The sequence below is a fragment of the Ruegeria sp. CF4 genome, from assembly GCF_056537345.1.
Genome location: NZ_JBQFRJ010000011.1, coordinates 1 through 23319, shown reverse-complemented (window position 1 = coordinate 23319; position 23319 = coordinate 1). Strand labels below are relative to the sequence as shown.

At 59.9% G+C, this 23319-nt stretch carries 27 protein-coding genes and 2 tRNA genes; 17 read left to right on the top strand and 12 right to left on the bottom strand.

Translation table 11 applies throughout. The features are described from left to right. Positions 1-15: 15 nt before the first annotated feature. Genes ACR0NF_RS17965 through ACR0NF_RS17950 form a run of 4 tightly spaced genes read left to right on the top strand, consistent with a single transcriptional unit; the run spans position 16 to position 3851 of the window. The gene (locus tag ACR0NF_RS17965; protein ID WP_480778714.1) at positions 16-882 is read left to right on the top strand and encodes an FAD binding domain-containing protein; all 867 of its coding nucleotides are present in this window, start codon (positions 16-18) and stop codon (positions 880-882) included. Next, a complete protein-coding gene (locus ACR0NF_RS17960) occupies positions 879-1358 on the top strand; it encodes a (2Fe-2S)-binding protein (RefSeq protein ID WP_170408211.1) in 480 nt (159 codons plus the stop codon). Before ACR0NF_RS17965 ends, ACR0NF_RS17960 begins: the two co-directional genes overlap by 4 nt. After that, positions 1358-3613, top strand: a complete 2256-nt coding sequence (locus tag ACR0NF_RS17955) for a xanthine dehydrogenase family protein molybdopterin-binding subunit (RefSeq protein WP_480778713.1) — start codon at positions 1358-1360, stop codon at positions 3611-3613. Before ACR0NF_RS17960 ends, ACR0NF_RS17955 begins: the two co-directional genes overlap by 1 nt. Further along, positions 3606-3851, top strand: a complete 246-nt coding sequence (locus tag ACR0NF_RS17950; RefSeq protein ID WP_480468972.1) for a MoaD/ThiS family protein — start codon at positions 3606-3608, stop codon at positions 3849-3851. Before ACR0NF_RS17955 ends, ACR0NF_RS17950 begins: the two co-directional genes overlap by 8 nt. On the opposite strand, the gene ACR0NF_RS17945 is transcribed toward ACR0NF_RS17950, so the two are convergent. Together ACR0NF_RS17945 and ACR0NF_RS17940 are read right to left on the bottom strand one after the other, a co-directional pair. After that, the gene (locus tag ACR0NF_RS17945) at positions 3848-4294 is read right to left on the bottom strand and encodes a hypothetical protein (protein ID WP_480778712.1); all 447 of its coding nucleotides are present in this window, start codon (positions 4292-4294) and stop codon (positions 3848-3850) included. The two genes, ACR0NF_RS17950 and ACR0NF_RS17945, sit on opposite strands and share 4 nt — an antisense overlap. A gap of 128 nt (positions 4295-4422) precedes the next feature. Next, the gene (locus ACR0NF_RS17940; RefSeq protein ID WP_480778711.1) at positions 4423-5295 is read right to left on the bottom strand and encodes a LysR family transcriptional regulator; all 873 of its coding nucleotides are present in this window, start codon (positions 5293-5295) and stop codon (positions 4423-4425) included. Positions 5296-5395: 100 nt separating this feature from the next. Here ACR0NF_RS17940 and ACR0NF_RS17935 point away from each other — a divergent pair, with 100 nt between their 5' ends. Genes ACR0NF_RS17935 through ACR0NF_RS17915 form a run of 5 tightly spaced genes read left to right on the top strand, consistent with a single transcriptional unit; the run spans position 5396 to position 11147 of the window. Beyond that, positions 5396-6838, top strand: a complete 1443-nt coding sequence (locus tag ACR0NF_RS17935) for an aldehyde dehydrogenase family protein (RefSeq protein WP_480666517.1) — start codon at positions 5396-5398, stop codon at positions 6836-6838. After that, positions 6838-7815: a membrane dipeptidase gene (locus tag ACR0NF_RS17930; protein ID WP_480666518.1), complete on the top strand. Its 978-nt coding sequence runs from the start codon at positions 6838-6840 to the stop codon at positions 7813-7815. The genes ACR0NF_RS17935 and ACR0NF_RS17930 overlap by 1 nt, the downstream gene beginning before the upstream one ends. After that, positions 7812-9497 carry a hypothetical protein gene (locus tag ACR0NF_RS17925; protein ID WP_480468977.1) on the top strand — a complete coding sequence of 562 codons (1686 nt, stop codon included), beginning with the start codon at positions 7812-7814 and terminating at the stop codon, positions 9495-9497. Before ACR0NF_RS17930 ends, ACR0NF_RS17925 begins: the two co-directional genes overlap by 4 nt. Then, entirely contained in the window at positions 9494-10123 is a 630-nt protein-coding gene (locus ACR0NF_RS17920) for a DUF3726 domain-containing protein (protein WP_480468978.1), read from the top strand. Before ACR0NF_RS17925 ends, ACR0NF_RS17920 begins: the two co-directional genes overlap by 4 nt. Before the next feature lie 13 nt (positions 10124-10136). Beyond that, positions 10137-11147 (top strand): Ldh family oxidoreductase, encoded by a 1011-nt coding sequence (locus ACR0NF_RS17915; RefSeq protein ID WP_480468979.1) that lies wholly within the window; start codon positions 10137-10139, stop codon positions 11145-11147. Positions 11148-11219: 72 nt separating this feature from the next. Here the strand turns inward: ACR0NF_RS17915 and ACR0NF_RS17910 are convergent, their stop codons facing one another. The 9 genes from ACR0NF_RS17910 to ACR0NF_RS17870 form a co-directional block, all read right to left on the bottom strand. Beyond that, on the bottom strand, positions 11220-11813 hold the full coding sequence (locus ACR0NF_RS17910; protein WP_480468980.1) for a GNAT family N-acetyltransferase: 594 nt from the start codon (positions 11811-11813) through the stop codon (positions 11220-11222). Then, positions 11806-12204 carry a ketosteroid isomerase-related protein gene (locus ACR0NF_RS17905; protein WP_480778710.1) on the bottom strand — a complete coding sequence of 133 codons (399 nt, stop codon included), beginning with the start codon at positions 12202-12204 and terminating at the stop codon, positions 11806-11808. Before ACR0NF_RS17905 ends, ACR0NF_RS17910 begins: the two co-directional genes overlap by 8 nt. A 2-nt stretch (positions 12205-12206) precedes the next feature. Next, positions 12207-12659 carry an arsenate-mycothiol transferase ArsC gene (locus ACR0NF_RS17900; RefSeq protein ID WP_480468982.1) on the bottom strand — a complete coding sequence of 151 codons (453 nt, stop codon included), beginning with the start codon at positions 12657-12659 and terminating at the stop codon, positions 12207-12209. A gap of 3 nt (positions 12660-12662) precedes the next feature. Then, on the bottom strand, positions 12663-13142 hold the full coding sequence (locus ACR0NF_RS17895) for a UPF0262 family protein (RefSeq protein ID WP_480468983.1): 480 nt from the start codon (positions 13140-13142) through the stop codon (positions 12663-12665). 98 nt (positions 13143-13240) lie between these two features. Continuing rightward, positions 13241-14542: a histidinol dehydrogenase gene (hisD, locus tag ACR0NF_RS17890; protein ID WP_480468984.1), complete on the bottom strand. Its 1302-nt coding sequence runs from the start codon at positions 14540-14542 to the stop codon at positions 13241-13243. A 60-nt stretch (positions 14543-14602) separates the two neighbouring features. After that, complete coding sequence (locus ACR0NF_RS17885; RefSeq protein WP_480468985.1) at positions 14603-15124, bottom strand: GNAT family N-acetyltransferase; 522 nt, start codon at positions 15122-15124, stop codon at positions 14603-14605. Further along, positions 15121-15597, bottom strand: coding sequence for a DUF2948 family protein (locus tag ACR0NF_RS17880; RefSeq protein WP_480468986.1), 477 nt, complete (start codon positions 15595-15597; stop codon positions 15121-15123). The genes ACR0NF_RS17885 and ACR0NF_RS17880 overlap by 4 nt, the downstream gene beginning before the upstream one ends. After that, positions 15594-16862: a UDP-N-acetylglucosamine 1-carboxyvinyltransferase gene (gene murA, locus ACR0NF_RS17875; protein ID WP_480468987.1), complete on the bottom strand. Its 1269-nt coding sequence runs from the start codon at positions 16860-16862 to the stop codon at positions 15594-15596. Before murA ends, ACR0NF_RS17880 begins: the two co-directional genes overlap by 4 nt. Positions 16863-16868: 6 nt before the next feature. Next, positions 16869-17024, bottom strand: coding sequence for a hypothetical protein (locus tag ACR0NF_RS17870; protein ID WP_480468988.1), 156 nt, complete (start codon positions 17022-17024; stop codon positions 16869-16871). Between the two features lie 83 nt (positions 17025-17107). Between ACR0NF_RS17870 and ACR0NF_RS17865 the strand changes: the two genes are divergently transcribed. The 8 genes from ACR0NF_RS17865 (at position 17108) to ACR0NF_RS17830 (ending at position 21946) form a co-directional block, all read left to right on the top strand. Continuing rightward, positions 17108-17182, top strand: a tRNA-Thr gene (locus ACR0NF_RS17865). A gap of 398 nt (positions 17183-17580) precedes the next feature. Then, on the top strand, positions 17581-18456 hold the full coding sequence (locus ACR0NF_RS17860) for a carbon-nitrogen hydrolase family protein (protein WP_480468989.1): 876 nt from the start codon (positions 17581-17583) through the stop codon (positions 18454-18456). A 91-nt stretch (positions 18457-18547) separates the two neighbouring features. Next, the gene (gene infA / locus ACR0NF_RS17855) at positions 18548-18766 is read left to right on the top strand and encodes a translation initiation factor IF-1 (protein WP_005978431.1); all 219 of its coding nucleotides are present in this window, start codon (positions 18548-18550) and stop codon (positions 18764-18766) included. 11 nt (positions 18767-18777) lie between these two features. Then, on the top strand, positions 18778-19359 hold the full coding sequence (locus ACR0NF_RS17850; RefSeq protein ID WP_480468990.1) for a Maf family protein: 582 nt from the start codon (positions 18778-18780) through the stop codon (positions 19357-19359). Further along, positions 19356-20378: a ribonuclease E/G gene (locus tag ACR0NF_RS17845; protein ID WP_480468991.1), complete on the top strand. Its 1023-nt coding sequence runs from the start codon at positions 19356-19358 to the stop codon at positions 20376-20378. The genes ACR0NF_RS17850 and ACR0NF_RS17845 overlap by 4 nt, the downstream gene beginning before the upstream one ends. Next, positions 20375-20557: a DNA gyrase inhibitor YacG gene (locus ACR0NF_RS17840; protein ID WP_480468992.1), complete on the top strand. Its 183-nt coding sequence runs from the start codon at positions 20375-20377 to the stop codon at positions 20555-20557. Before ACR0NF_RS17845 ends, ACR0NF_RS17840 begins: the two co-directional genes overlap by 4 nt. A gap of 79 nt (positions 20558-20636) precedes the next feature. Continuing rightward, positions 20637-20711, top strand: a tRNA-Phe gene (locus tag ACR0NF_RS17835). Between the two features lie 62 nt (positions 20712-20773). Further along, entirely contained in the window at positions 20774-21946 is a 1173-nt protein-coding gene (locus tag ACR0NF_RS17830) for a DUF6538 domain-containing protein (RefSeq protein WP_480778709.1), read from the top strand. 17 nt (positions 21947-21963) lie between these two features. On the opposite strand, the gene ACR0NF_RS17825 is transcribed toward ACR0NF_RS17830, so the two are convergent. After that, the gene (locus tag ACR0NF_RS17825; RefSeq protein ID WP_480778708.1) at positions 21964-23073 is read right to left on the bottom strand and encodes a hypothetical protein; all 1110 of its coding nucleotides are present in this window, start codon (positions 23071-23073) and stop codon (positions 21964-21966) included. Between the last annotated feature and the right edge of the window lie 246 nt (positions 23074-23319).

Genomic DNA, 23319 nt, shown 5'->3' with positions numbered 1-23319 from the left:
GTGCGAGGTATTTTCATGGATTATCACAGCCCCGCCAGCTTTGCCGAGGCGTCGGCTCTGGCCGCAAATGCAACGGGCATCACTCGGTTTCTGGCAGGCGGCACCGATGTGCTGGTGCAGTTGCGCTCGGAATTGGTGACGCCCGATACGCTGATCGACATCAAGAAGATCGACGGCGTTAGCGAAATTACCTGCAATGCCGATGGCAGCTGGACGCTGGGCGTCGCCGCGACCGGTGCCGAGATGAGCGAACACGCCGAGTTGGGGCGCGACTGGCCGGGTGTGGTCGAGGCGATGGACCTGATCGGTTCGACTCAGGTGCAGGGGCGGGCCACTCTGACGGGCAACCTGTGCAATGGTTCCCCGGCAGCGGATTCGGTGCCCGCGATGGTTGCGGCGGGCGTTACGGTCACCGTGACTGGCCCGGACGGCACGCGAGAGGTGGCGGTCGAAGACATCCCGACCGGACCCGGCAAGACTTCACTGGCTAAAGGTGAACTGATCTCGGCGGTCAACATCCCCGCACGCGGGGAAAACGGCGGTGATGCCTACCTGCGCTTTATCCCACGCACCGAGATGGATATCGCGGTTGTTGGTGTGGGCGTTAACGTGCGGCTGGATGGGGATACCATCACCGAAGCCCGCGTGTCGCTGGGTGCCGTGGCCCCGACCGTCTTGCTGGTCGAAGATTGCGCCAAGGCAATCATTGGCAGCGCGCTGGATGTAGCCGCGTTGGAAGCACTGGCAACCGCGGCCTCTGCCGCTTGCAACCCGATCGATGACAAACGTGGGACCATCGCGTTCCGCACCGAAGTGGCCGGTGTACTGGCCAAGCGCGCCGCGAAAATCGCCTATGCCCGCGCGAAGGGAGAAGACGTATGAGCAAGTTCCACGTATCCACCACCGTGAACGGGGACGCGGTTGAATACCTCTGCGACCCGCGCGAAACCCTGCTGGATTGTCTGCGCGACAAGTTGAACCTGACTGGCGCGAAAGAGGGCTGCGGCACCGGCGATTGCGGCGCATGTTCGGTCAGCGTTGATGGCCGTCTGGTGTGCTCGTGCCTGATGCTGGGCGTCGAGGCTGAGGGCAAGCAGATCGAAACGGTCGAGGGCATTGCGGACGGCGACGTCCTGCATCCGCTGCAGAAGAAGATGATCGAATATGCCGCCCTGCAATGCGGCATCTGCACCCCGGGCATTCTGGTGGCGGCCAAATCGCTGCTGGAAAAGAACCCCAACCCGACCGAAGAGGAAACCCGGTACTGGCTGGCAGGCAACCTCTGCCGCTGCACCGGCTATGACAAGATCATTCGCGCCGTGATGGATACGGCGGCTGAAATGCGGGAGGCGTCATAATGGCTCTGGACGATCGCAAATCTGATTTCACCTTTGTCGGCACCCGCCCTGACCGCCCCGACGGTCTGGACAAGGTGACGGGCCGCGCCAAGTTCGGTGCAGATATCTCGGCCCCCGGCATGCTGCACGGCGCCATCCTGCGCTCGCCTCATGCGCATGCGCGGATCGTGAAGATCGACGCCTCCAAGGCCGAGGCCCACAAGGATGTCAAAGCCGTCGTGACCCGCGCCGATTTCGCCGATGTCCCGTTCAAACCGGGGCTTGAAGGCGAATTCTGGAACGTGCTGGAAAACGTCATGGCGGGTGAAAAGGCGCTCTATGACGGCCACGCGGTGGCGGCAGTTGCAGCGACATCGGCCCTGGCGGCACGCGATGCGCTGAAGCTGATCGAGGTCGAATATGAGGTCCTGCCTCATGTCACCGACGTGGACAAGGCGATGGCCCCCGACGCACCCGTCATCCGCGAAGGTGCGGCGGATTATTCTGTGCCTGAGGGCATGCACCCCAACGTAGTGCGCTATCACGAAAGCGGCCATGGTGATGTCGAAGCCGGATTTGCCGAGGCCGATCTGGTCGTCGAAGACAGCTTTGTCACCGAGGCCACCCATCAGGGTTATATCGAACCGCATGCCTGCATGGGCTCCTTGGGCATGGATGGCAAGGGTGAGCTGTGGTGCACCACCCAAGGTCACTGGATCGCGCAGAAAACCTGCGCCGCGGTGCTGGGGATCGAAACTTCGCAACTGCGCGTGACCGCGTCCGAGATCGGCGGCGGCTTTGGCGGCAAGACCACCGTGTTCATCGAACCGGTCGCGCTGGCGCTCAGCCGCAAGGCAAACCGTCCGGTCAAGCTGGTGATGACCCGGTCCGAGGTGTTCCGCGCCACGGGCCCGACCTCATCCGCGTCGATGGATATCAAGATCGGCATGAAGAAAGACGGCACCATCACGGCGGCTCAGGGCATTTTCCGCCTTCAGGGTGGAGCCTTCCCGGGTGCACCCGGCGACATGACCGCCATGTGCGCCTTTGCGCCCTACAACCTGACCAATGTGCGTCAGGTCGGCTATGACGTGATGGCCAACCGCCCGAAACAGGCCGCCTATCGTGCACCGGGCGCTCCGATGGGCGCGTTTGCCGTTGAATCCGTTCTGGATGAGCTGTGCAACAAACTGGGCCTCGACCCGTTGGATGTGCGTCTGAAAAACGCGGCTCATGAGGGCACCAAGGCCAGCTATGGCCCGACCTATGAGCGCATCGGCCTAGTCGAAACGCTGGAAGCTGCGAAAGCGCATCCACATTACGCAGCCCCGCTGAAGCCGGGGCAGGGGCGCGGGATCTCCTGCGGATTCTGGTTCAACCATGGAGGCGAAACCTCGGTCTCTCTGGCCCTGTCCGAGGACGGCTCGGCCCAAGTCATGGTCGGTACGCCGGATATCGGCGGCTCGCGCGCGTCAATGGCGCTGATGGCGGCCGAGGTTCTGGGTATTCCCTACGAGAATATCCGCGTGACCGTCGCCGATACGGCAACGCTGGGTTACAATGATGTAAGCCACGGCAGCCGCGTGACCTATGCCTCGGGCTTGGCGACCATCAAGGCGGCCCGCCATGCGGTCGAGCAGCTATGCGCCCGTGCCGCAGCCAGCTGGGGTATTCCGGTTGATGCGGTGAAGTGGGAGAACGGCTGTGCTGTGCCCTCAGGCCCCAACGCCGGTGACTTCGACCCTCGCCCGCTGGCCGATATCACCGCCCATATGGGCGCGACCGGCGGCCCGATCTCGGGCCATTTCGAGGCCACGCCTGAAGGCGCGGGTGTATCCTTCGGCACCCATATCGTCGACGCTGAGGTTGATCCGGAAACCGGCAAGACCAGCATCACCCGCTACACGGTCATTCAGGATGCGGGCAAGGCGATCCACCCGACCTATGTCGAAGGCCAGTATCAGGGCGGAGCCGCGCAGGGCATCGGCTGGGCGCTGAACGAGGAATATATCTATGGCGACGACGGTCGTCTGCAGAACTCGATCTTCCTCGACTACCGCATCCCCGTTGCCAGCGACCTGCCGATGATCGACACGGTGATCGTCGAAGTGCCCAACCCCGGCCACCCGTTCGGTGTGCGTGGTGTGGGCGAGACCGGCATCGTTCCACCTCTGGCCGCAATCGCCAATGCTGTGTCCAACGCAGCGGGCGTGCGGCTGAAGCAACTGCCGATGTCCCCGCCGCGCATTCTGGCCGCGCTCAAGGACAATGGTTGAGGTCCACCTCTGGTCCAGCCTCCGGTCTCTGACCGGGGGTTGCGAGGTGGTCGAGGTCGAGGCCAAAACCACCGGAGAGCTGCTGCGCGAACTGGTGCGCGCGCATCCGCAGCTTCAGGCCCCGATTGATGCGGGCGTGTCGATTGCCATAGACGGGCGCGTCATCGCCAGTGGCTTGACCGAACCAATCCCCGAAGGCAGCGAAGTCTATCTCATGCAACGCCTGCGCGGCGGCTAGTGCCGCCGATACCGCTTGGGGGCATAGCGGTAATGCGGCGCGCGATAGGCTCTGGACCGCAGATGCAGCCTCTGCGCCTGGTATCTGGGATGATTATACGCCGGGTGCCGATATTTAGGGCGCTTGTATGCCGGGTGATGATACAGCTGCTTTTGCTTCGGCTGCTTGTATATTTTCACCTTGGGTTTCTTGTGTATCTTCAGCTTGATCTTGGGTTTGTGCACGTTGATTTTCACAACCGGAAAGTCAACCTGCGCCGGGTTCACAGCAAGCGTGTGATACCGCGTAATACGCGGCTCCGCCGTGCCATGAAAAGCGGCATCCGATGCCGAGACGCGCTTGTATCCCGATGGGCCATGCACCGCGATCTCCTGCGCAGCCACAGCTTGCCCGGCCAGCAAAACAACGAGTGCGGGCAGATATGTCGTGATGGACTTTTTCATCATCTCTCCTATCTCTGACACCACTTGTGGGCCTGATAGAAAGATGTGGTTGCCCTTGGTTTCTGCCCAATAAACCTTGCTCACAGCATGGCGAGAGAATGTGCAGAGCGGTGTCTGACGTTTCCCGGTCAGGAAAATCCGTGCGACAGGATAAACTGACTGCAGGCCCTTGTCAGAGAGGGGAAGCGGGTCCTCTCACGAAGATAAAGATAGACCTGCCGCTTGTCGTGCAGATTCGCGATGGGGCAGAAGGCGACCTCCGAGGGCAGGAACTCGGTCACCGTCTTGGGTAGGACGGTGATCCATCTTCCGGACCGGACCATCGTGATCAGGGAATGGGTGTTGTGGATGGTGACCTCGGCTGTCTCGGCCACGGCTGCAAAGTCCGGAGTCTGGATCAGGTCACACAACGCGTTGCGTATGAAGGGAGCATTCTGCAAATCCACGATGGTCGGCGGCGTCTTTTGTGTGATCAGCGGATGACCCGAAGCCGCTACAAGGCCAAATGCATCCTCGAACAGGGGAACGGCTTTGACCCCGTTCAACGCATGCAGCCCCGAGGCGATGCCGATATCCGCCTGATCACCGGTCAGCGCGTCCAGCACCTGCTGGGTGTCGGTGTCGCGCAGCTCAATCTGTACACCGGGGTACTGTCTGCTCATATGCTCCAGAAGGTTCGGAAAGATCAGCGCGCCGACAGACGGGACCGACACGATGCGGATCAGGCCTTGCTCGGCATGGGCTGCAGCTTCGATATTCTGGACTGTCTGATCGAACTGCCGAACCTGTTGCAGCGCCAGATCGAACACTTGCTCTCCCAGTGCGGAGAGTTGATTTTTACGTTCACCTTCAAACAGCTTCTTGCCCAGATGATCCTCAAGCTGTTTCAGGGTCATCGACAGGGCCGATTGGGTGCGGCCCAACCGGTCTGCAGCCTCGACCAGATTGCCGGTTTGGGCAACGGTACAGAAACAGCGCAGCATTTCGATCTTCAGTGTCAAATTTCAATTTTCCTGAACTTAACTTCAATTGTTTGAGTTTGACTGATGTCGCCCGAAGAATCCATCCTATGGAGAACAAATTCTGACTCTGGGGCGCAACGTGACCAAACTGAACCTGATCGCTGGCGAATGGCTGGCGGGCGAAAGCGAAATTGAAAACCGCAATCCATCGGACCTGAGCGATCTGGTCGGCATGTTTGCTCAGGCCAGCGCCGATCAGCTTGAGGCGACGCTGGATCAGGCGCGTATCGCACAGGCCGAGTGGGCGGCTTACGGGCTGGAGCGCAAACAGGCTGTGCTGAACGCCATCGGCACTGAACTGATGGCCCGCGCCGAAGAGCTGGGCACGCTGCTGGCCCGCGAAGAAGGCAAACCGCTGGCCGAGGGCAAAGGCGAAGTGTTCCGCGCCGGTCAGTTCTTCACCTACTATGCCGCCGAATGCCTGCGCCAGATCGGCGAGAACGCCGATTCCGTCCGTCCCGATATCGAGATTGACGTGCGGCGCGAAGCGGTTGGCGTGGTCGCCATCATCAGCCCGTGGAACTTCCCCACCGCGACGGCGTCGTGGAAGATTGCACCTGCTCTCTGCTATGGCAACGCAGTGGTCTGGAAGCCTGCCAACATTACGCCGGCTTCGGCAGTGGCTCTGACCGAAATCATCGAGCGGCAGGATATCCCCAAGGGTCTGTTCAGCCTCGTTATGGGGTCTGGGCGTAGCATCGGCCAACGGCTGGTCGAAAGCCCGAAGGTCGACGCAATTTCCTTCACCGGTTCCGTGCCAGTGGGCAAGGGCATCGCCGCCGCCGCCATTCAGAACCTGACCAAAGTACAGATGGAGATGGGGTCCAAGAACGCACTGGCCGTGATGGACGACGCCGATCTGGATTTGGCGGTGACGCTGGCCTTGGGCGGCGCATTCGGTGGCACAGGGCAGAAATGCACAGCCTCATCGCGGTTGGTGGTCCATGCGGGTATCCACGATGCGTTTGTCGAAAAACTGGTGGCAGGCGCGCAGGCGATGAAGGTTGGGCATGCGCTGGAAGAGGGCACTCAGATGGGTCCCGTTGTCAGCCAGCAGCAGTTGCAGGAAAACCTCGCCTATGTCGATCTGGGCAAAACCGAAGGGGCCGAGCTGGCCTGTGGCGGTCAGCGTCTGGAAATGCCGCATGACGGGTTCTACATGTCGCCGGGCGTGTTCCTGAACACCAATAACGAAATGCGCATCAACCGCGAGGAAATGTTCGCGCCGCTGACCAGCGTCATCAAGGTCGGCAACTATGACGAGGCGCTGAGCGTGGTCAACGACACCAATTTCGGCCTGACCTCAGGCATCGTGACCAAATCGCTGGCCCGGGCCACTCATTTCCGCCGCAACGCGCGCACCGGTGTGGTGACGGTGAACCTGCCCACCGCAGGCACCGACTACCACGTGCCCTTTGGCGGACGCGGCGACAGCTCCTATGGTCCGCGCGAACAGGGCAAGGCGGCGGCGGAATTCTACACTACCGTCAAAACCGCCTATATCAGCGCAGGCCCGGTCTGATGCTGATTGACGGGCTGCAATATGCCAACTGGTCGGAGAAGATTTTCCGCCAACTGCGCGAAGGCGGCGTGGACGCGATCCACGTCACCATCGCCTATCACGAAAGCTTCCGCGAAACGGTTCTGAATTTTGAAAAGTGGAACCGTTGGTTCGAACAATACCCCGACCTGATCATGAAAGGCCGCTGGGCCAGCGACATCGACACCGCGCGCGCATCCGGACGGACGGCTGTGTTCTTCGGGTTCCAGAACCCCAGCCCCATCGAGGACGATATCGGGTTGGTCGAGATACTGCATGACCTGGGTGCCCGCTTCATGCAGCTGACCTATAACAACCAGTCGCTGCTGGCGACCGGCTGTTACGAGGCCGAAGACACCGGTATCACCCGCATGGGCAAGCAGGTAATCAAAGAAATGAACCGTGTAGGTCTTGTTGTCGACATGAGCCATTCGGCGGACCGGTCGACCATCGAGGCCGCCGAACTGTCCGAGCGTCCCATCGCTATCACTCACGCCAATCCGCACGAATGGTCACCCGCGTTGCGCAACAAGCGCGACGACGTGATCCGTGCGGTTACACAAAACGGTGGGATGCTCGGCTTTTCGGTCTATCCTCATCACCTGAAAGACAAGTCCGACTGCACGTTGGAGAGTTTCTGTGAGATGATCGCCCGCACGGCTGAGAAATACGGTGCCCACCATCTGGGGATTGGCACCGACCTGTGTCAGGATCAGCCCGACAGCGTGGTTGAATGGATGCGGGTCGGACGCTGGACGAAACAGATCGATTACGGCGAAGGCTCGGCCTCGGCCCCCGGTTTCCCGCCGATGCCGGGCTGGTTTCAGGACAACCGCGACTTTGGAAATATCGCATCCGGCCTGCGCGCCGCAGGCATGAACACCGAAGAGGTCGCCGGGATCATGGGTGGCAACTGGTATCGCTTCTTCACCGACAATTTCGGCCCCCAAAGCGCATGACCGATCAAAGCCCTCATATCGCGCGCCGCGACCCGGCCTTGGTAATGCGCCTGTCGCGATTGGGATCGCTGCATCAATGCCGCCTCAGCTTCATGCGGCAACTGACCCGCCGGATGGCGGCTGAGAACTGGACGTTCACGCGCGCGGTCTTCCAGATTGACGACAAAGGTGTTGGCCACGCGGTCTATACCGCGCAAGGCCCGGAACGGGCCTATTCGCTGGTGGCGTTCGCCCATGATTTGCCGCCTGAGCAACGCTCGGATCGCGTGATTGCCGAAGCCTGGGACGCGACCTTCGCGCTTTTCGACGGTATCCCGACTGAAGATGACATCGACCGCCTGTCGCGGAACGTGCCCCTGCAAGAGGCCGGGCGGGTGAGCGAAAACGAACTGTCTCTGTCGCGTGCCAACCGTTCGGTGCGTCTGTGGGCGCATGTGGTAGACCGTCTGGCTGCCGGTCAGCAACCCGATCTCGAACAGATTTACAAGGTCGGCTACTTGATGCGGACCACCGCCGTTTACGGCTCGGGCAAATTCGGCGCAGCGGATCGCGAGAAGATTGCAGACCGTGATGAGGTCAGCGCGCCATTTCAGGCCGAGATGCTGTCGGTCTATCTGACACGAACTTTCGTGCGTGATCTGGTGCAGCACATGGCCCGCGCCAAAGGCGGCGACCAGACGGCAGAGCTGGACCCCGACATCGCGCGCTGGCTGGGCATCGGCAACTCGACCGGGCTGGGCATGGCGCCCTTCATCGTCAACCATCCCGTTCTGTTCAACAACTGGATCATGGTGCGGGAAGAGGCCATTGCCCGTGTCCGGTCCGTCGAAACAGCCTCAGAGGCTGAATTGGCCTGCTTTCGCGATGTGTTTGAGCGCAGCAAGCTTTCGACCTCGTGGTGGCGGTCCGAACACCCCATTCAGATCGGGAAACTGGCCGCGCTGAATACCGATCTGGGCGCAATATCCGAGTATCTGGACCAAACCGACCTGACCCGGAATTATCCGTGGAACCGGCTGATCCTCTGGTCGCAGGATGCGCTGAGCGAGGAAGGGCAGGAACTGCTGGCCTCGCTGATCCTGGAACCCTACGGCGATCTGGTCGATGGGCTGACCAGCTGTATGGCAGACAGCAGCCGGACGGCGCATGTGATAGACGGCGCGATGCCCGTTGCTGGGGTGCGTGACCTGATCCGCGCCAGCTTTGGCTGGGCGCTGGATCTGGACTGGAGCGCGCCCGAACACTGCGCGCGCGCCTGGTATGTGTCGGAAGAAAAGCTCGAACCGCGACTGGGCGAGCGATTTGATGAGCCGATTGCAGACTATGAACAGCCGCTTGCACCAGCGCGCGATGCCGCTCTGGCTCACAAGTTGCTTTCTCAATGGCCGGAAACAGCACCCGTTGCCGATTTTCTGCTTGAGCATCCCGAACACCGCCACACAATTCGCCGCGCACAAATGAGCCGCGTCGCGCCCTACGGCGAGATCCGCGACAACACGATCAGCGCCGATGTTCTGCCGATCGACATGCTGCGTGCCAAACTCTCTTTTTTTGGTGCAACCCATTTCGACCCCCGTTCGGATCGTTGGGTGCGCATCTGCATGTATGCTGGCGCGCCGTATCCCGAGGATCTGAACAACCGAACCGCTGATATGTGGGTCTATCCGGAGCTTGCACCGTGAATGTGTCGCTGAACGAGATCGAAGCCACCGCCAAGCGCGCCACGCGCGGGGCCGGTTACCCTTGGGGGTTGGCGGAAGAGGCGGGCAAGGCCACGCGCTGGCTCTGTGCGCAAGGGATGGATGGCGCGAAATCCCTGGCGCAGCTGCTCGAACAAGGTCTGGCTGCCTCGCTCAGGGACCATCGACCGGTCGCGGCGCACGCGGATTGGGCCGGGCAGGGCGCGCTTTGTCCGATCATCACGGGCGCTTTACTATCCGATCGATCTGACCTGCTGCGCGCGGGTCCGATACGTATCCGAAACCTTGCGGCACCGATCCTTCTGATGCCCTTCGCGGCGTCTGCGGCCCGCGCTCAGAATTCGGTGATCACCCTTACGACCGGCCAGTTCATGGCCACAACGGACGGTGGATGCCTCACTGCCGGGCAGGACTGGCCCGCGCTTTCTGATGGCGTTGAAGTCGCGCTGGGCGGTCAGATCACCACCCCTCGACCACAAGCAACCCGCGCGACGCCGGATTCGGCAAGCTGGGATACGCTCAACCGATTTGCCCATCGCACCTATGCGCCCGCGACCGAAGAATCCCGCCTGTTGGGGGCCGGGGCTGGCCTATCCGATAACGACTGAATGAGAGACCGACATGATCGAAACCCGTACCCTCACCCTTGCTGAAATCGAGGATTTGTCTTTCCGCGCATTGGTGGCTGCGGGCACCAGCCCCGAGAACGCCCGGCCCCTGGCTGTTGCAACCGCAGCGACCGAGGCGGACGGGGTGGCAAGCCATGGCTTGGCCTATATCCCGATCTACGCCGAGCATGTTCAGTGTGGCAAGGTGGATGGGCAAGCCACGCCTCAACTGTCCCAGCCGCGCCCCGGCGTGGTGACGGTTGATGCAGCGACCGGGTTCGCCCATGCAGCGATTGACAAAGGTTTCGAGGCGCTGATCCCTGCGGCGCGCGCGCAAGGCGTCGCGGTTCTGGCGATCCGCAACAGTTATAATTGCGGCGTTCTGGGCTATCACACCTTCCGGTTGGCACAGTCGGGCCTTGTGGGGCTTGGCTTCACCAATGCACCTGCCTCTATCGCTCCGTCCGGCGGCGCCAAGCCCGTGGTCGGGACCAACCCATTCTCAATCGCGGTCCCCGGAAACGATGGCCAACCCGCCCTGCTGATCGACCAAAGCGCCAGCACCATCGCCAAAAGCGAAGTCATGAAGCATGCGCGCGAAGGCAAACCGATCCCGATTGGCTGGGCGCTGGATGCCGATGGCAATCCGACAACCGATCCGAATGTGGGGCTCAAAGGATCCATGGCACCATCGGGTGGCTATAAAGGCGTGGGCGTGGCCCTTCTGACCGAGATTCTGGCTGCCGCGCTGACAGGGGCGACGCTGGGTATCCACGCCTCACCCTTTTCGGGAACGGCGGGCGGCCCACCCAAGACAGGGCAGTTCTTCATTGCTATCGACCCAGACGCAACCGCATCCGGCGGTTTCCCGGAAGGTATCGCGCAACTCGTGTCTGCCATTCACACCCAAGAAGGCGCGCATTTGCCCGGAGACGGCCGCCGAAGCTGCCGCGAAACAGCCGCGCAACACGGCGTCGCCGTCAACACCGCTACGCTGTCCAAGATCGAAGCGCTGCTGGGCTAGGTCTGTTCAGGGCACTAGCATAGTATGGGGTGGTGAGATTACGGCAAGTGGGCGGCTTACGCCCACCAACCGTCACAAATCCCGCATCCAGAACTGTAGCGGCTTTTGGCTGTCGCTGTCCTCGCCCACATCCTTCCAGGCGAACTGCGCGACCACCCCGGGCAGAGGCGCATAGCCTCGGGCACGCCAGAATGTATCCAGCGGGCGGTAGCCATCAGGCCGCATCGGGTGATCAGCGGGACGTTGCACGCTGCAGTAGGCGCATTTGGAGAAACCCAGAGCACGGGCATGCGCCTCGCGCTGATCAAAGAACTTATGCCCGACACCCTGCCCCCTGTAGGCGGGCAACAGCACGGATTCAGCACAATAGAAAATCTCGGAAAGGGTCAGGCCCGTATCTGCGAAAGCGGCGGCGAAATCGTCGGCGTGATCGGTCAGCGGGGCACCGGTTGAGGCCCCCACCAGCCTGTCGCCATCAAAGGCGCCGACAACGATGGCCTTGTCGCTATCGCGGTAGGATTGCAGATATTCGCGCTCATAGGCCAAATCACCGTCGTAGAGATAGGGCCAGACCCGGAACACCTCGATCCGCAGACGGGCAACGTCGTCCAGAGCAGCCCCGAGCGCCGCTCCGGTCAAGGGGCGTACATCGGTGATTTCAGCCATTCGAGACCTGTTTGGTCCAATCGGCAAGATTGTAGAAGGTGGTCACGCGGGTGATCTTGCCATTTTGGAGGTCAAAGAACGAACCCGCCGGCAGGCGATAGGTCTGACCATGCGCGTCGGGCAGGCCCTCATCGGTTTCCAGATAGGTGCCGTTAACGATGAATTCGGCGGCAGCGCGGGTGCCACCTTCGGCCTCGAAGATCACGATATCGGTCAGATTCTCGCGATAGCAGCGGTTCATATGGGTGCAGAAGGCGGCAAATTTCTCCTTGCCCACGCGAATCTGGCCTTCGTTCACGTGATGGGCCACATCAGCGGACAGGCAGGCCAGCATGCCGTCCATATCACCGGCGTTGAAGGCGTCGAAATAGGTTTTCACGGTCAGGTTCATGGTCACTCCGTCGGTTCGCCCCAGCGGTCTTTCAGATGCGAAACGATCTGATCGCGGGTTTGTCGGTAGTGGTGTAGCTTGGCTTCCCGTGTCTCTCCCATACCGGTAGGGTCCATAATTGGCCAATAATCGACATCGAGGTGAAAAATTCGGGTCAGTTCCAACGCCCGGCGCTGGCTGGCCGGGGACAGCGCGACGATCAGGTCGAACGAACTCAGATCGTCCCCCCATTCCTCCATCTCGTCGAAGGATCGTGTGCGATGGCGGGACAGCTCGACGCCGATCTCCTGACAGACCGCGATGCAGAACCCATCGATATCCAGATCGCTGTGCACTCCGGCAGACTGTACATAGGTACCTGTGCCGTAGAATTTCTTCATGATGCCTTCAGCCATGGGCGACCGGACCGAATTGTGGTCGCAACAGAACAGGATGGACTGCGGCAGCGGCGTCACCCGTTAGCCTCCGAAATGCAGCACGCAGATCAGCGTGAAGAGGCGGCGGGCAGTATCGGTATCGACCTCGGCTTTGCCCTCCAGTCGCTCCTGCAACACGCGGCTGCCTTCGTTGTGAATGCCGCGCCGGGCCATGTCGATGGTTTCAATCTGGCTGGGCGGCAGGTTCTTCACCGCGTTGAAATAGCTTTCGCAGATCTGGAAGTAGTCCTTGACCACCTGCCGGAACGGGCCGAGCGACAGGTGAAATTCGGCCGCCTTTTCGCTCGCCTCGGTTTCGATGTCGAAGACCAGCCGTTTGTCACGGATCGACAGCTGCACATGGTAAGGCCCGTCCGGGATCGCCCGGTCGTCGCGTGCGGGAAGGGTGAACGAGTTCTCTTCAAGCAGATCATAGATGGCGACCTTGCGCTCCTGCTCGATCTCAGGGGTCGGCGGGGGCAGGTTTCGGTCATCCAGTTCGATATGCGAGATACGGGTCATCTTAACGGTCACAATCCTTACGTCTGCACAGACCTATAACAACGAATTTCAATGGGCAACGCACAGAAACGCCATGCGCGCCGGGTCTTTGCGTCACTTCAGTCATTCAGCCGGTTCAGGCGCGCGGAAACGGACAGGCCATGCGCTTCGAGGCTTTCGGATCGCGCAAGCGTTTCCGCCGCGGGGCCGATGGCGCGCAGGGCCTCGGGCGTCATCTGGCTGAGCGTGGTGCGTTTGAGGAAATCCATGACGCTGAGGCCGGACGAAAAGCGCGCCGAACGCGCGGTAGGCAGCACGTGATTGGGGCCGCCGACATAATCGCCAATGGCCTCGGGCGTGTACTGACCGAGGAAGATAGCGCCTGCGTGGATGGTTTGCTGGCTCAGCGCTACCGGATCGGCCACGCAGAGTTCCAGATGTTCGGGCGCGATACGGTTGGACAGCGCGGCTGCCTCGTCCAGATCGCGCACGGTGATCACGGCGCCATAGTCGCGCCAGCTGGCCCCGGCGATGGCGCGGCGTTCCAGGGTTTCGAGGCGTTTGTCGACCGCCTGCGCGACGGCCTGACCAAAGCCCGCGTCGTCCGTGATCAGAATGGACTGGGCGCTTTCGTCATGTTCGGCCTGGCTGAGCAGGTCCAGCGCGATCCAGTCGGGCTCGTTGTCCTTATCGGCGATCACTAGAATCTCCGACGGCCCCGCGATCAAGTCGATGCCAACCTTACCGAATACTCGGCGTTTGGCGGCGGCGACAAAGGCATTGCCCGGCCCGGTGATCTTGTCGACCGGCGCAATCGTATCGGTGCCATAAGCCAGCGCGGCCACCGCTTGCGCGCCGCCGATGCGATAGATCTCATCCACGCCCGACAGCTGCGCTGCCAGCAGGACCAGCGGGTTAGCCTGACCGTCAGGTGTCGGCACAACGATGGCCAGCCGCTCCACCCCTGCCACCTTCGCCGGGATCGCGTTCATCAGAACCGACGACGGATAGGATGCCAATCCGCCCGGCACATAAAGCCCCGCAGCCGACACCGCCGACCAGCGCCAGCCTAGCGTAGCGCCAGACTCATCGGTCCACCGATGATCCTCAGGCATCTGCTTTTCGTGATAGGCCCGGATACGCGCGGCAGCCAGTTCCAGTGCGGCGCGGTCCTCGGGCGTGACCTGTGCAACGGCCTCGGCGATCTCTTCGGCAGAGAAGGCCATGGTTTCGGGCGTCAGCTCCAACCGATCGAATTTGGCGGTCAACTCGATCACTGCCGAATCGCCACGGGTCCGCACATCATCGATGATCTGCGCCACGACCGCATCCACATCGGGGCTGTCCTCACGCTTGGCGGACAACAGCGCCTGAAACACAGGCTCGAAATCGGCGGAGGTCGTGTCGAGGAAAACGGGCATATAAGGGACTCCGAAAGCGTTCCCACGGGTCTTATCGCCGAGACCGGGCGGCCTCAACCCTTAGCCCAAGGGGTGCAGCGATTTGCGCATCGGGAATTGCGGGATGCCGTGCCACTCGGTTGGGCCACCATCATCCTGCCAACCCTGCTTGCGATAGAACGCATGGGCGGTTTTGGTTGCCTGCAAGTGTGCCTCGGTACAGCCTTGCGCATGCAGTTCATTCTCCAAACGGCACAACAGCGCCGTGCCGAGTCCGCAACCGGAACAATCGGGATCGACATAGAGCAGCGATATCTCACCCTCTGCTCGCAACCCGCCAACAGCTGCGATCCCATCCCCCCTGGTCGCGACCCATAGAGAGGCGCCGGCCTCGATCCAGCCCCGGACCGAGGCCGGGTCCTTGTTGGCGATCCACAGAGCAAGCTTTTCGGGGTCACCCAGATTATCCGCCTGACACAGATTGCGGATCGAACGGATCAGGGTGCGACTGATATCGAACACATCAAACACGGTTGCCCGCCGCACTGCAGTGCCTTGCGGCGGGTTCGGGAAGGCCTGCGCTATGCCGCGTTTGTTGTTCACTCGGGGTGATGAGGGGCGTGGCCGGACGGTGCCTTGTAGGGGCGCGTGACATCTTTCAGCGTGGCATCAATGGCCTCGACCGACAGGCGGATCGCGCCATCGCCCGCCAGCGTCAGCAGGATTTGCCCTGCGCCATCTTCCGACGGTTCGAATTCGACCGACAACAGCGACAGGATCATGTCCTTGTCGCTGCGGTCGATGCCTTGACTGGCCACCGACAGAACCGAGCCGAACATCAAAACGGCCTGCACCCGCTCAAACGCACGACCGCGCCGGGCGGCGGCATCCTTGTCTTCCCAGCGAAAGCGATTGAGCAGCAGCGCAAAGCGGCGCTGGCTGGGTTGCCATGTCATCTCGGTGACCGGGAAAATCGCGTCCTGTGTCAGGGTCGCGATGACCTTCAGGTCATCCTCATCCTCGGCCCCAAGGTTCAGTGGTGCCTCGCGGCCGTCTTTGAAACTCGCGTCTGTCATTGACCCTTAATCCGTTCGATCTTTGCGCCCACGCCTTCCAGCTTGCGCACCACATGCTCATATCCGCGATCCAGATGATAGACCCGGCTGACCACCGTCTCACCTTCCGCCGCCAGACCGGCAAGGATCAACGAGACCGAAGCCCGCAGATCCGTCGCCATGACCGGCGCGCCTTTCAAACGCTCAACCCCGGTCACGGTGGCGGTGCCGCCATGCACCTCGATATTCGCACCCATGCGCACCAGTTCGGGCGCATGCATAAAGCGATTCTCGAAAATACGCTCTTCAAGAACGGACACACCTTCGGCAGTGCACATCAATGCCATCATCTGCGCTTGCAGATCGGTCGGGAAACCGGGGAACGGTTCGGTGACCACATCGACCGAGGTCACACGCCCGTTCTTGCGGGACACTTTCAACCCCTTGTTGGTCTCAGAGACGCTGATCCCCGCCGCATCCAGCTTGGCCGCAAAGCTTTCGACCAGCGACATGCGCCCGCCCAGCAATTCGACCTCGCCCCCGCAAATGGCCGGGGCCAGCATGTAGGTGCCAAGTTCGATCCGGTCGGTCACCACCTGATGGGTCGCGCCATGCAAACGGTCGACACCCTGAATTTCGATGGTCGAGCTGCCTTCGCCCGAAATCTGAGCCCCCATCTTGCGCAGGCATTCGACCAGATCGACGATCTCGGGCTCGCGTGCGGCGTTCTTCAGCACCGTGGTGCCCTTGGCCAGCGTGGCGGCCATGACGATGTTCTCGGTCGCACCCACGGAGGCAAAGCGCATCTCATGCACTGCACCTTTTAGGCCGCCCGGGGCCTTGGCGTGCAGATACCCGTCTTTCAGCTCGATCTCGGCCCCCAGCGCCTCAAGCCCTTCGACATGCAGATCCATCGGTCGCGCCCCGATTGCACAGCCGCCGGGCAGCGAGACCACAGCCTGCCCTAGCCGCGCCAGCATTGGCCCCAGCACAAGGTTCGAGGCACGCATCTTGCGCACAATCTCATAATCCGCCGTGTGGCTGATCAGGTCATGGCTGGACATCGCCAGCACCTGACCGTCCTGCAGCGACGAGACCTCGGCCCCCAGTGATTGCAGCAGCGCGGTCATGGTCTTGATGTCGCTTAGACGCGGCGCATTGGTCAGCGTCAGGGGTTCTTCGCTGAGAAGCGTCGCGGGCATCAGCGTCAGGCACGCATTCTTGGCCCCCGCAATCGGGATCTGCCCGTTCAGCGGGCCGTTGCCCGTTACCAGAATCGAATCCATCTGCTCTTATCCCTCGTCCTTGCCGGCCTTGTCCTCGGATGCCGCCCGCGCCTTGGCCTGCGCCTTGCGCCGCGCCATATTCGCCTTGAGCGCCGCCTTCAGCCGCTCCTCGCGTGCATCACCGGGTTTGCCGTGTTTTTTGGGTGAATTTTTGTCTGCCATTGCCTTTCTCTACAGGAGTGGAAAAAAACCGTCCAGACACCCTTGCGCCGCGTTTCGTTTGAGTCTAATCACCCGCCCACGGCGCTGCTGTAGCTCAGAGGTAGAGCACTCCCTTGGTAAGGGAGAGGTCGAGAGTTCAATTCTCTCCAGCAGCACCATCTCTCCATTCTGATCGTTAAAATTCTTCAACACCTTGAAGAAAAAAGCAGTTTTTATAGTTTCTTGCCCGCGATTCCCATTGTGTTTCATCGGCTTTTCAAGGGTCAAATTGAGCGTGGTTTGCACGGCGATATGACCGCTATTTTCATATATACCCCAATGCCTTGAGGGGCATCCCGAGGTAAATACAAAACTTTCCTCAAACCTGACGGTGTTCGGACGTCACCCTTCCGCCTTTGCGACGAGTTCCAAGTTTTTGTTGCCGATCTTGGCTTCTGCCGCGTTGAGCGCTGTCTGTTCTTTCGGACTCGACTATCTAAGGCATTGCAACTGGCCTATACAGCCACCGAATGCGCACCTTAATGTAGCGCGAAATAAACCGTTAAGGATTTCGGGCATGAAAGTCGCAACCGCTGCATATGATCTCGACTGGTTCGACAGCTGGGCGCAGTACGAAGACAAGCTGAATCGTTGGGTGTCCGAGGCCGCGAGGCAGGGGGCCGGGCTGCTGGTCTTTCCCGAATACGGCGCGATGGAGCTTTCGACGCTTGATGGTGCAGCTGCAGCTGGCGATCTGGAACGCTCGATCCGGGCGGTTTCCGACCGCATGGAAGATGTACAACACATACATCAGCGCCTCGCGAAAGAGTACAACACATACATTCTGGGTGCCTCGGCCCCTGTTGTGGATGGACCGGGCCGACCGGTGAATCGGGCCACGCTCTATGCGCCCGACGGTGGCGTTGACCATCAGGACAAGCAGATCATGACCCGGTTCGAACGTGATGCCTGGGACATCGCGCCGGGCGGTCCGCTGAAGCTCTTTGATACGGCTTTGGGAAAGATCGGCGTGCTGATCTGTTATGACAGTGAGTTCCCATTGCTGGGTCGCGCCCTGCAGGATGCCGACCTGATCCTGGTACCATCCTGCACTGAGGCCCTATCAGGATATTGGCGTGTACGCATTGGTGCGATGTCAAGAGCACTTGAAAATCAATGCGTTACAGTTATGTCGTCACTTGTCGGCAACAATGAGTGGTCTGAAGCCGTGGATATGAACACCGGCATGGGCGGTGTTTTTGGCCCGCCCGACAAAGGCTTCCCGCAAACCGGTGTTCTGGCCGAGGGGGTCCTGAACCAGCCGGGATGGACCTATGCCGATGTCGATCTGGGCGCAATCGCTGCTGTCCGCGCTGATGGTCATGTGCTCAACCGTGCTCATTGGGTCGAACAGGGTCCCAGAGTCGATTCAGTCACAATATCACCCCTTTAGGTGATTCCGCCCTTGAAATAAGGCCGAAATAAGCTCATTTAAGCGCACACCCTCGCAGATTCTGCGAGTGCAACTTAGATGTGGAGACAACATGGCCAAGGAAGATACGCTCGAATTTCCCGGTGTCGTGAAGGAACTCCTGCCTAATGCGACGTTTCGGGTCGAGCTGGAAAACGGCCATGAGATCATCGCACATACGGCAGGCAAGATGCGCAAGAACCGCATCCGTGTTCTGGCTGGCGACAAGGTTCAGGTCGAGATGACCCCGTATGATCTGACCAAGGGTCGGATCAACTACCGCTTTAAATAACGCTTCGCCCAATGGCGTTTATCCTCGGATCGGGCAGCCCAAGGCGGCTGGACCTGCTGGCGCAGCTTGGTGTTCATCCTGATGCGATACACCCTCCTGAGATCGACGAAACGCCTTTGAAAGGCGAGTTGCCGCTTCCCTATTGCAGTCGCATCACGCGCGAAAAAGTGCAGGCGGTTCAGGCGGATAGCGGTGATGTCACCCTTTGCGCGGATACCACCGTTGCATTGGGCCGCCGTATTCTGGGCAAGCCTGAAAATGCAGGGCAGGCCGCCGAATTCCTGCATGCGTTGTCCGGCAGACGCCATCGTGTGATCACTTCGGTTGCCGTACGCCGCGGTGAGAAAATTCTGCAACGCGACGTGGTTTCACAGGTCAAGGTAAAGCGCCTCTCGGACACAGAGATCAACGCTTATCTGTCGACGGGGGACTGGCAAGGCAAGGCCGGCGCTTATGCCATCCAAGGCCCCGCCGGAGCGTTCATCCCATGGATTTCTGGTTCGTTCACCGGCATCGTGGGCTTACCTCTGGCCGAGACTGCCTCGCTTTTGCAAGGCATCGGTTACCCCTTGTATCGTGGTGAGGTGTCATGAAAGGCCGCACAATCGTTCTGGACCATATCGAAGGCCGCGAAGCCGCCGCACTCATGATGGATGGCGCACTTGAGGACTTTCTGATTACCGGAGAGGCACCTCCTCCGGGCACCATCTATCGTGCGCGCGCCGAGCGCCCGGTCAAAGGGCAGGGCGGCATGTTTCTGACCACCCCCGACGGCCCCGCTTTTCTGCGGCAGGTCAAAGGGTTGGCTCCGGGGGCGTTGCTGCTGGTCCAGATCAGTGGTTACGCCGAGCCGGGTAAGGCGATACCGGTTACCAACCGCGTTCTGTTCAAAAGCCGCTTCGCCATTGTCACGCCCGATGCACCCGGCCTCAATATCTCGCGCAGCATCCGCGACGAAGACGAGCGAGACCGCTTGCTGGAAATCGCGCACGAGCAGATGGAGGACAGCCCGCATGGCCTGATCCTGAGGTCTTGCTGCGCCGGGGCGGAAAGCGACGAGATCGCGGAAGACATCGCTGCGATGCGTCTCCAGGCCGAACAGGTTCTGAACGACCCGGGCGACCAGCCTGAAACCCTCAGCGAGGGTGATGGCCCGCATATTCTCGCCTGGCGCGACTGGACTGACCCAGCCGAGGTCGTCACCGCCCCGGGTGGTTTCGAGGATCACGGCGTGCTGGATGCGCTGGACGTCGCGCGCGGCATCTCCGAACCTCTTGCGGGTGGCGGGCACCTCTATATCCAGCCCACGCGGGCACTGGTCGCGGTTGATGTTAATACCGGGTCGGACAGTTCGCTGGCGGCAGGAACCAAAGCCAACTTCGCCTGCGCCAAATCACTGCCTCGGGTGCTGAGAGTGCGCGGGCTTGGCGGACAAATCACGCTGGATCTCGCCCCAATGCCCAAGAAAGACCGCCGTGGGTTCGAGGCCGCCTTGCGCGCTGCCTTCAAAACCGATCCCGACGAGACCATTCTGGCCGGCTGGACCCCGCTTGGTCATTATGAATTGCAACGCAAACGTGCTCGCGTTCCGCTGACTGAGGTGCTGAAATGAGTTGCCCGATCTGCGGCGAAGATTCCGTCCACAGCTTCCGCCCCTTCTGTTCAAAACGCTGCGCGGATCTTGATCTGGCCAAATGGCTGAACGGGTCATACTCTGTTCCTTCACAGCGCGAAGAGGATGCGGATCCTGACGTTTCAGACGATGATCAAGGACAACCGCGTCAACATTGAAAAAATGTCAAAAAGCCTCTGGACACTCCCGATGGCAAATCATAGAACGCCTCCACCCAACGGTAAGTTCCGTTCCCGTGCCCGGGTAGCTCAGGGGTAGAGCAGTGGATTGAAAATCCTCGTGTCGGTGGTTCGATTCCGCCCCCGGGCACCACTTAAAGTCCCAACCTGTTGATCAAACTTGGTTTTCTTGTGGAAACTGCGCGGGCGTAGGACATGGCGTATGACAAATTGGTTCCTTTTTCGTTCACCAAGAACGGCATCTACTACTTCGAGCGGCGGGTCCCGGCGGACCTTTTGAAGCACTACGACACGAGGAAAATCGCGTATTCACTGCGAACAAGGTCGGTAAGGATCGCAGCGGTACGGGCACGACGTGCTGCGGACCAACTGGATGAGTACTGGTACCACCTTCGGTGCAAGGACGCCGAGTTGCCTGGGAAAAGCCGACTTCGCGTGTCATCCGAAACTTTTCACGAAGCGCCAGATGCTACGAAGACCGACTCGCTGACGCTCTCAGAGGCTGTCGGCGTATATCTAAAACTCAAGGGAGACGGTCGCCCGGTCACTTTTCACCGTGCGGCAGAGCGGAGTTGTGGCTACGCGATCGACGTCGCTGGAGACAAAGACCTTCGAGCTTACTCTAAGGCAGACGCCAATGACTTCCGAGATGCGCTGTTGGAGCGCGGCTTGTCGGGCAGCAGCATCACCCGAATTTTAGGAACGGTCCGCTCAGTCACGAACTTTGCTGCTAGCGAGATGGGCGTTTCGTTCACGAACCCTTTCGGAGGGGTGTATTTCGACCGGCAAGCTGGAGTGCAAGAACGCGCACCTTTGCCCGTCGACGTTATCGCTTCGATCCAGCAAGAGTGTCAGAGGGTCGACGATGAGATTCGATGGCTAGTTGCTTTGATTTCAGACACAGGTATGCGGCTCGCCGAGGCTGCCGGTTTATCGACCGATGATCTATTGCTAGATTGCTCCCATCCTCACGTTGTCATCAAAGAGCACGACTGGAGGCGCCTCAAAACCGCTAGTAGTGCCCGCAAGGTGCCATTGGTCGGGAGTTCGCTATGGGCGGCCAATCGAATTCGCAACGCATTCGCCAATGACGCATTCGCCTTTCCTCGCTACAACAACACTGGGAAAACAAATGCCAACTCGGCAAGCGCGGCACTTAACAAGTGGCTGAAGCCGCTGGTGCCAGCCAATTGCACGCTTCACAGCTTTCGTCACTCAATGCGAGATCGGTTGCGTGCCGTTGAGTGCCCTGCGGACATCGTTGATCAGATTGGTGGTTGGCAAGCTACAGGCGTCGGTCAGAGCTATGGCGTCGGTTATCCCTTGCCTGTATTGGCTCGATGGATGTCTTTGCTACCCGAAGACTGAAGTGGCTGATCAGCCTCTCAGTACATCGTTAAGAGGCGCAAAACCTCTCTTTCTGCCTCGTAAGCAAGTGCTGCCTTGAGCCTTTTGGGTGAACCTGTCTTGGAGCCGGAGAACTCTAGGATGATACTAAACTTGGTCACGTTGTGTTCAGCGATATGGCTTAGTCCATAAATGTAGTTGCCTCTTAGCTTAGACTTTATCATGCCTGCCAATTCTGTCGCTCCGATATCGGCCAATCCGGCAATTTCAAGGGATCTGATTTTGCTTTCTTTGAGGTATTCTGCCTTGGCGTCGGTAACCTCGACAGAAAGCTTGTCGATATCTCCTACTTTTACTCCGATAGCATTCAACGAAAACTCAGTATCAACCTCGAAGCCGCCGTATACAGGCCGCTCGATCTTGTATGACAAGAGCACCCCCATTAGGTCGCCGTTGATGCTTCTGCACCGGTATCCGAACTTTTCGAACGGATAACCTTTCATATTGCAGTCCTCATTGTCCGGACGATCGGGCTCATGCCCTTGAATGATCGCCTTTCCATACTTGATGAAAGAATTTGCCAGCATGGTTGAGAGGAACAACTTGAACTCCGAACCATATGTCATGTCGGCGTACCCAGCATATCCAGAATAGCCCGCTAGGCCTTTGTCCAGTCGTTCGAACATAGCTTCGGTAAGGTTGTTGATATACACCACGTGGAACTGTGAAGGATGTTGATAGGTAATATCCTGACGAAGTCGCACGGCGTTCTTGAAGGCATTGTATTGTTTTTCGCTTTGCCCAGTTCGACCAAGGTAGTCACCTTCCAACACACTATGGTTGGACTTAAGGTCTAGGAGCGGAAGTATCCTCTCCATCACCTTAAACCCATACCAATCGTGGTTGATCTTGGTGGTATCGAAGATCAAAGCGATTTCTCGGCGATCTTGAGAAGGTTCTAATGCGCTCCTTAACCTATCGTAAGAAATACCTTTTGCGCCGAGGGCGTGTTCGACCCTATGTCGAAGGGTTTGGATGAGGGTGTGCATCTGCGAACCCGACAGCGACAGTACATCTCGGTAAACTTCGAGCATGATGTTGCCTCTTGCGTTGAGAGTGTGGATTTTCTTGGTCTCAAAGTTTGCCATTGGTTACGTGTTTTTCTGCTCGCTGTGACAAGAAGGCGTATCGGAGATGCGGCAAGGAATTGCTTGCAACATAGTGTCCTACGCCCGCGCAGTTTCCACAAGAAAACCAAGTTTGATCAACAGGTTGGGACTTTAAGTGGTGCCCGGGGGCGGAAGTTCCGCTCCCGTTACAGGCACCGTCACCGGTGATCACCTCAGTAAAACAGGGGGTATCAGGAGGGGTGAGTCCACGTCAACAGGCGCGTT

Bases quoted from the DNA above. Each gene is read 5' to 3' on its own strand.
- ACR0NF_RS17965 (WP_480778714.1), top strand. From the start codon at position 16: ATGGATTATCACAGCCCCGCCAGCTTTGCCGAGGCGTCGGCTCTGGCC.
- ACR0NF_RS17960 (WP_170408211.1), top strand. From the start codon at position 879: ATGAGCAAGTTCCACGTATCCACCACCGTGAACGGGGACGCGGTTGAA.
- ACR0NF_RS17955 (WP_480778713.1), top strand. From the start codon at position 1,358: ATGGCTCTGGACGATCGCAAATCTGATTTCACCTTTGTCGGCACCCGC.
- ACR0NF_RS17950 (WP_480468972.1), top strand. From the start codon at position 3,606: ATGGTTGAGGTCCACCTCTGGTCCAGCCTCCGGTCTCTGACCGGGGGT.
- ACR0NF_RS17945 (WP_480778712.1), bottom strand. From the start codon at position 4,294: ATGAAAAAGTCCATCACGACATATCTGCCCGCACTCGTTGTTTTGCTG.
- ACR0NF_RS17930 (WP_480666518.1), top strand. From the start codon at position 6,838: ATGCTGATTGACGGGCTGCAATATGCCAACTGGTCGGAGAAGATTTTC.
- ACR0NF_RS17925 (WP_480468977.1), top strand. From the start codon at position 7,812: ATGACCGATCAAAGCCCTCATATCGCGCGCCGCGACCCGGCCTTGGTA.
- ACR0NF_RS17915 (WP_480468979.1), top strand. From the start codon at position 10,137: ATGATCGAAACCCGTACCCTCACCCTTGCTGAAATCGAGGATTTGTCT.
- ACR0NF_RS17910 (WP_480468980.1), bottom strand. From the start codon at position 11,813: ATGGCTGAAATCACCGATGTACGCCCCTTGACCGGAGCGGCGCTCGGG.
- ACR0NF_RS17905 (WP_480778710.1), bottom strand. From the start codon at position 12,204: ATGAACCTGACCGTGAAAACCTATTTCGACGCCTTCAACGCCGGTGAT.
- ACR0NF_RS17895 (WP_480468983.1), bottom strand. From the start codon at position 13,142: ATGACCCGTATCTCGCATATCGAACTGGATGACCGAAACCTGCCCCCG.
- hisD (WP_480468984.1), bottom strand. From the start codon at position 14,542: ATGCCCGTTTTCCTCGACACGACCTCCGCCGATTTCGAGCCTGTGTTT.
- ACR0NF_RS17880 (WP_480468986.1), bottom strand. From the start codon at position 15,597: ATGACAGACGCGAGTTTCAAAGACGGCCGCGAGGCACCACTGAACCTT.
- murA (WP_480468987.1), bottom strand. From the start codon at position 16,862: ATGGATTCGATTCTGGTAACGGGCAACGGCCCGCTGAACGGGCAGATC.
- ACR0NF_RS17870 (WP_480468988.1), bottom strand. From the start codon at position 17,024: ATGGCAGACAAAAATTCACCCAAAAAACACGGCAAACCCGGTGATGCA.
- ACR0NF_RS17860 (WP_480468989.1), top strand. From the start codon at position 17,581: ATGAAAGTCGCAACCGCTGCATATGATCTCGACTGGTTCGACAGCTGG.
- infA (WP_005978431.1), top strand. From the start codon at position 18,548: ATGGCCAAGGAAGATACGCTCGAATTTCCCGGTGTCGTGAAGGAACTC.
- ACR0NF_RS17850 (WP_480468990.1), top strand. From the start codon at position 18,778: ATGGCGTTTATCCTCGGATCGGGCAGCCCAAGGCGGCTGGACCTGCTG.
- ACR0NF_RS17845 (WP_480468991.1), top strand. From the start codon at position 19,356: ATGAAAGGCCGCACAATCGTTCTGGACCATATCGAAGGCCGCGAAGCC.
- ACR0NF_RS17840 (WP_480468992.1), top strand. From the start codon at position 20,375: ATGAGTTGCCCGATCTGCGGCGAAGATTCCGTCCACAGCTTCCGCCCC.
- ACR0NF_RS17830 (WP_480778709.1), top strand. From the start codon at position 20,774: ATGGCGTATGACAAATTGGTTCCTTTTTCGTTCACCAAGAACGGCATC.
- ACR0NF_RS17825 (WP_480778708.1), bottom strand. From the start codon at position 23,073: ATGGCAAACTTTGAGACCAAGAAAATCCACACTCTCAACGCAAGAGGC.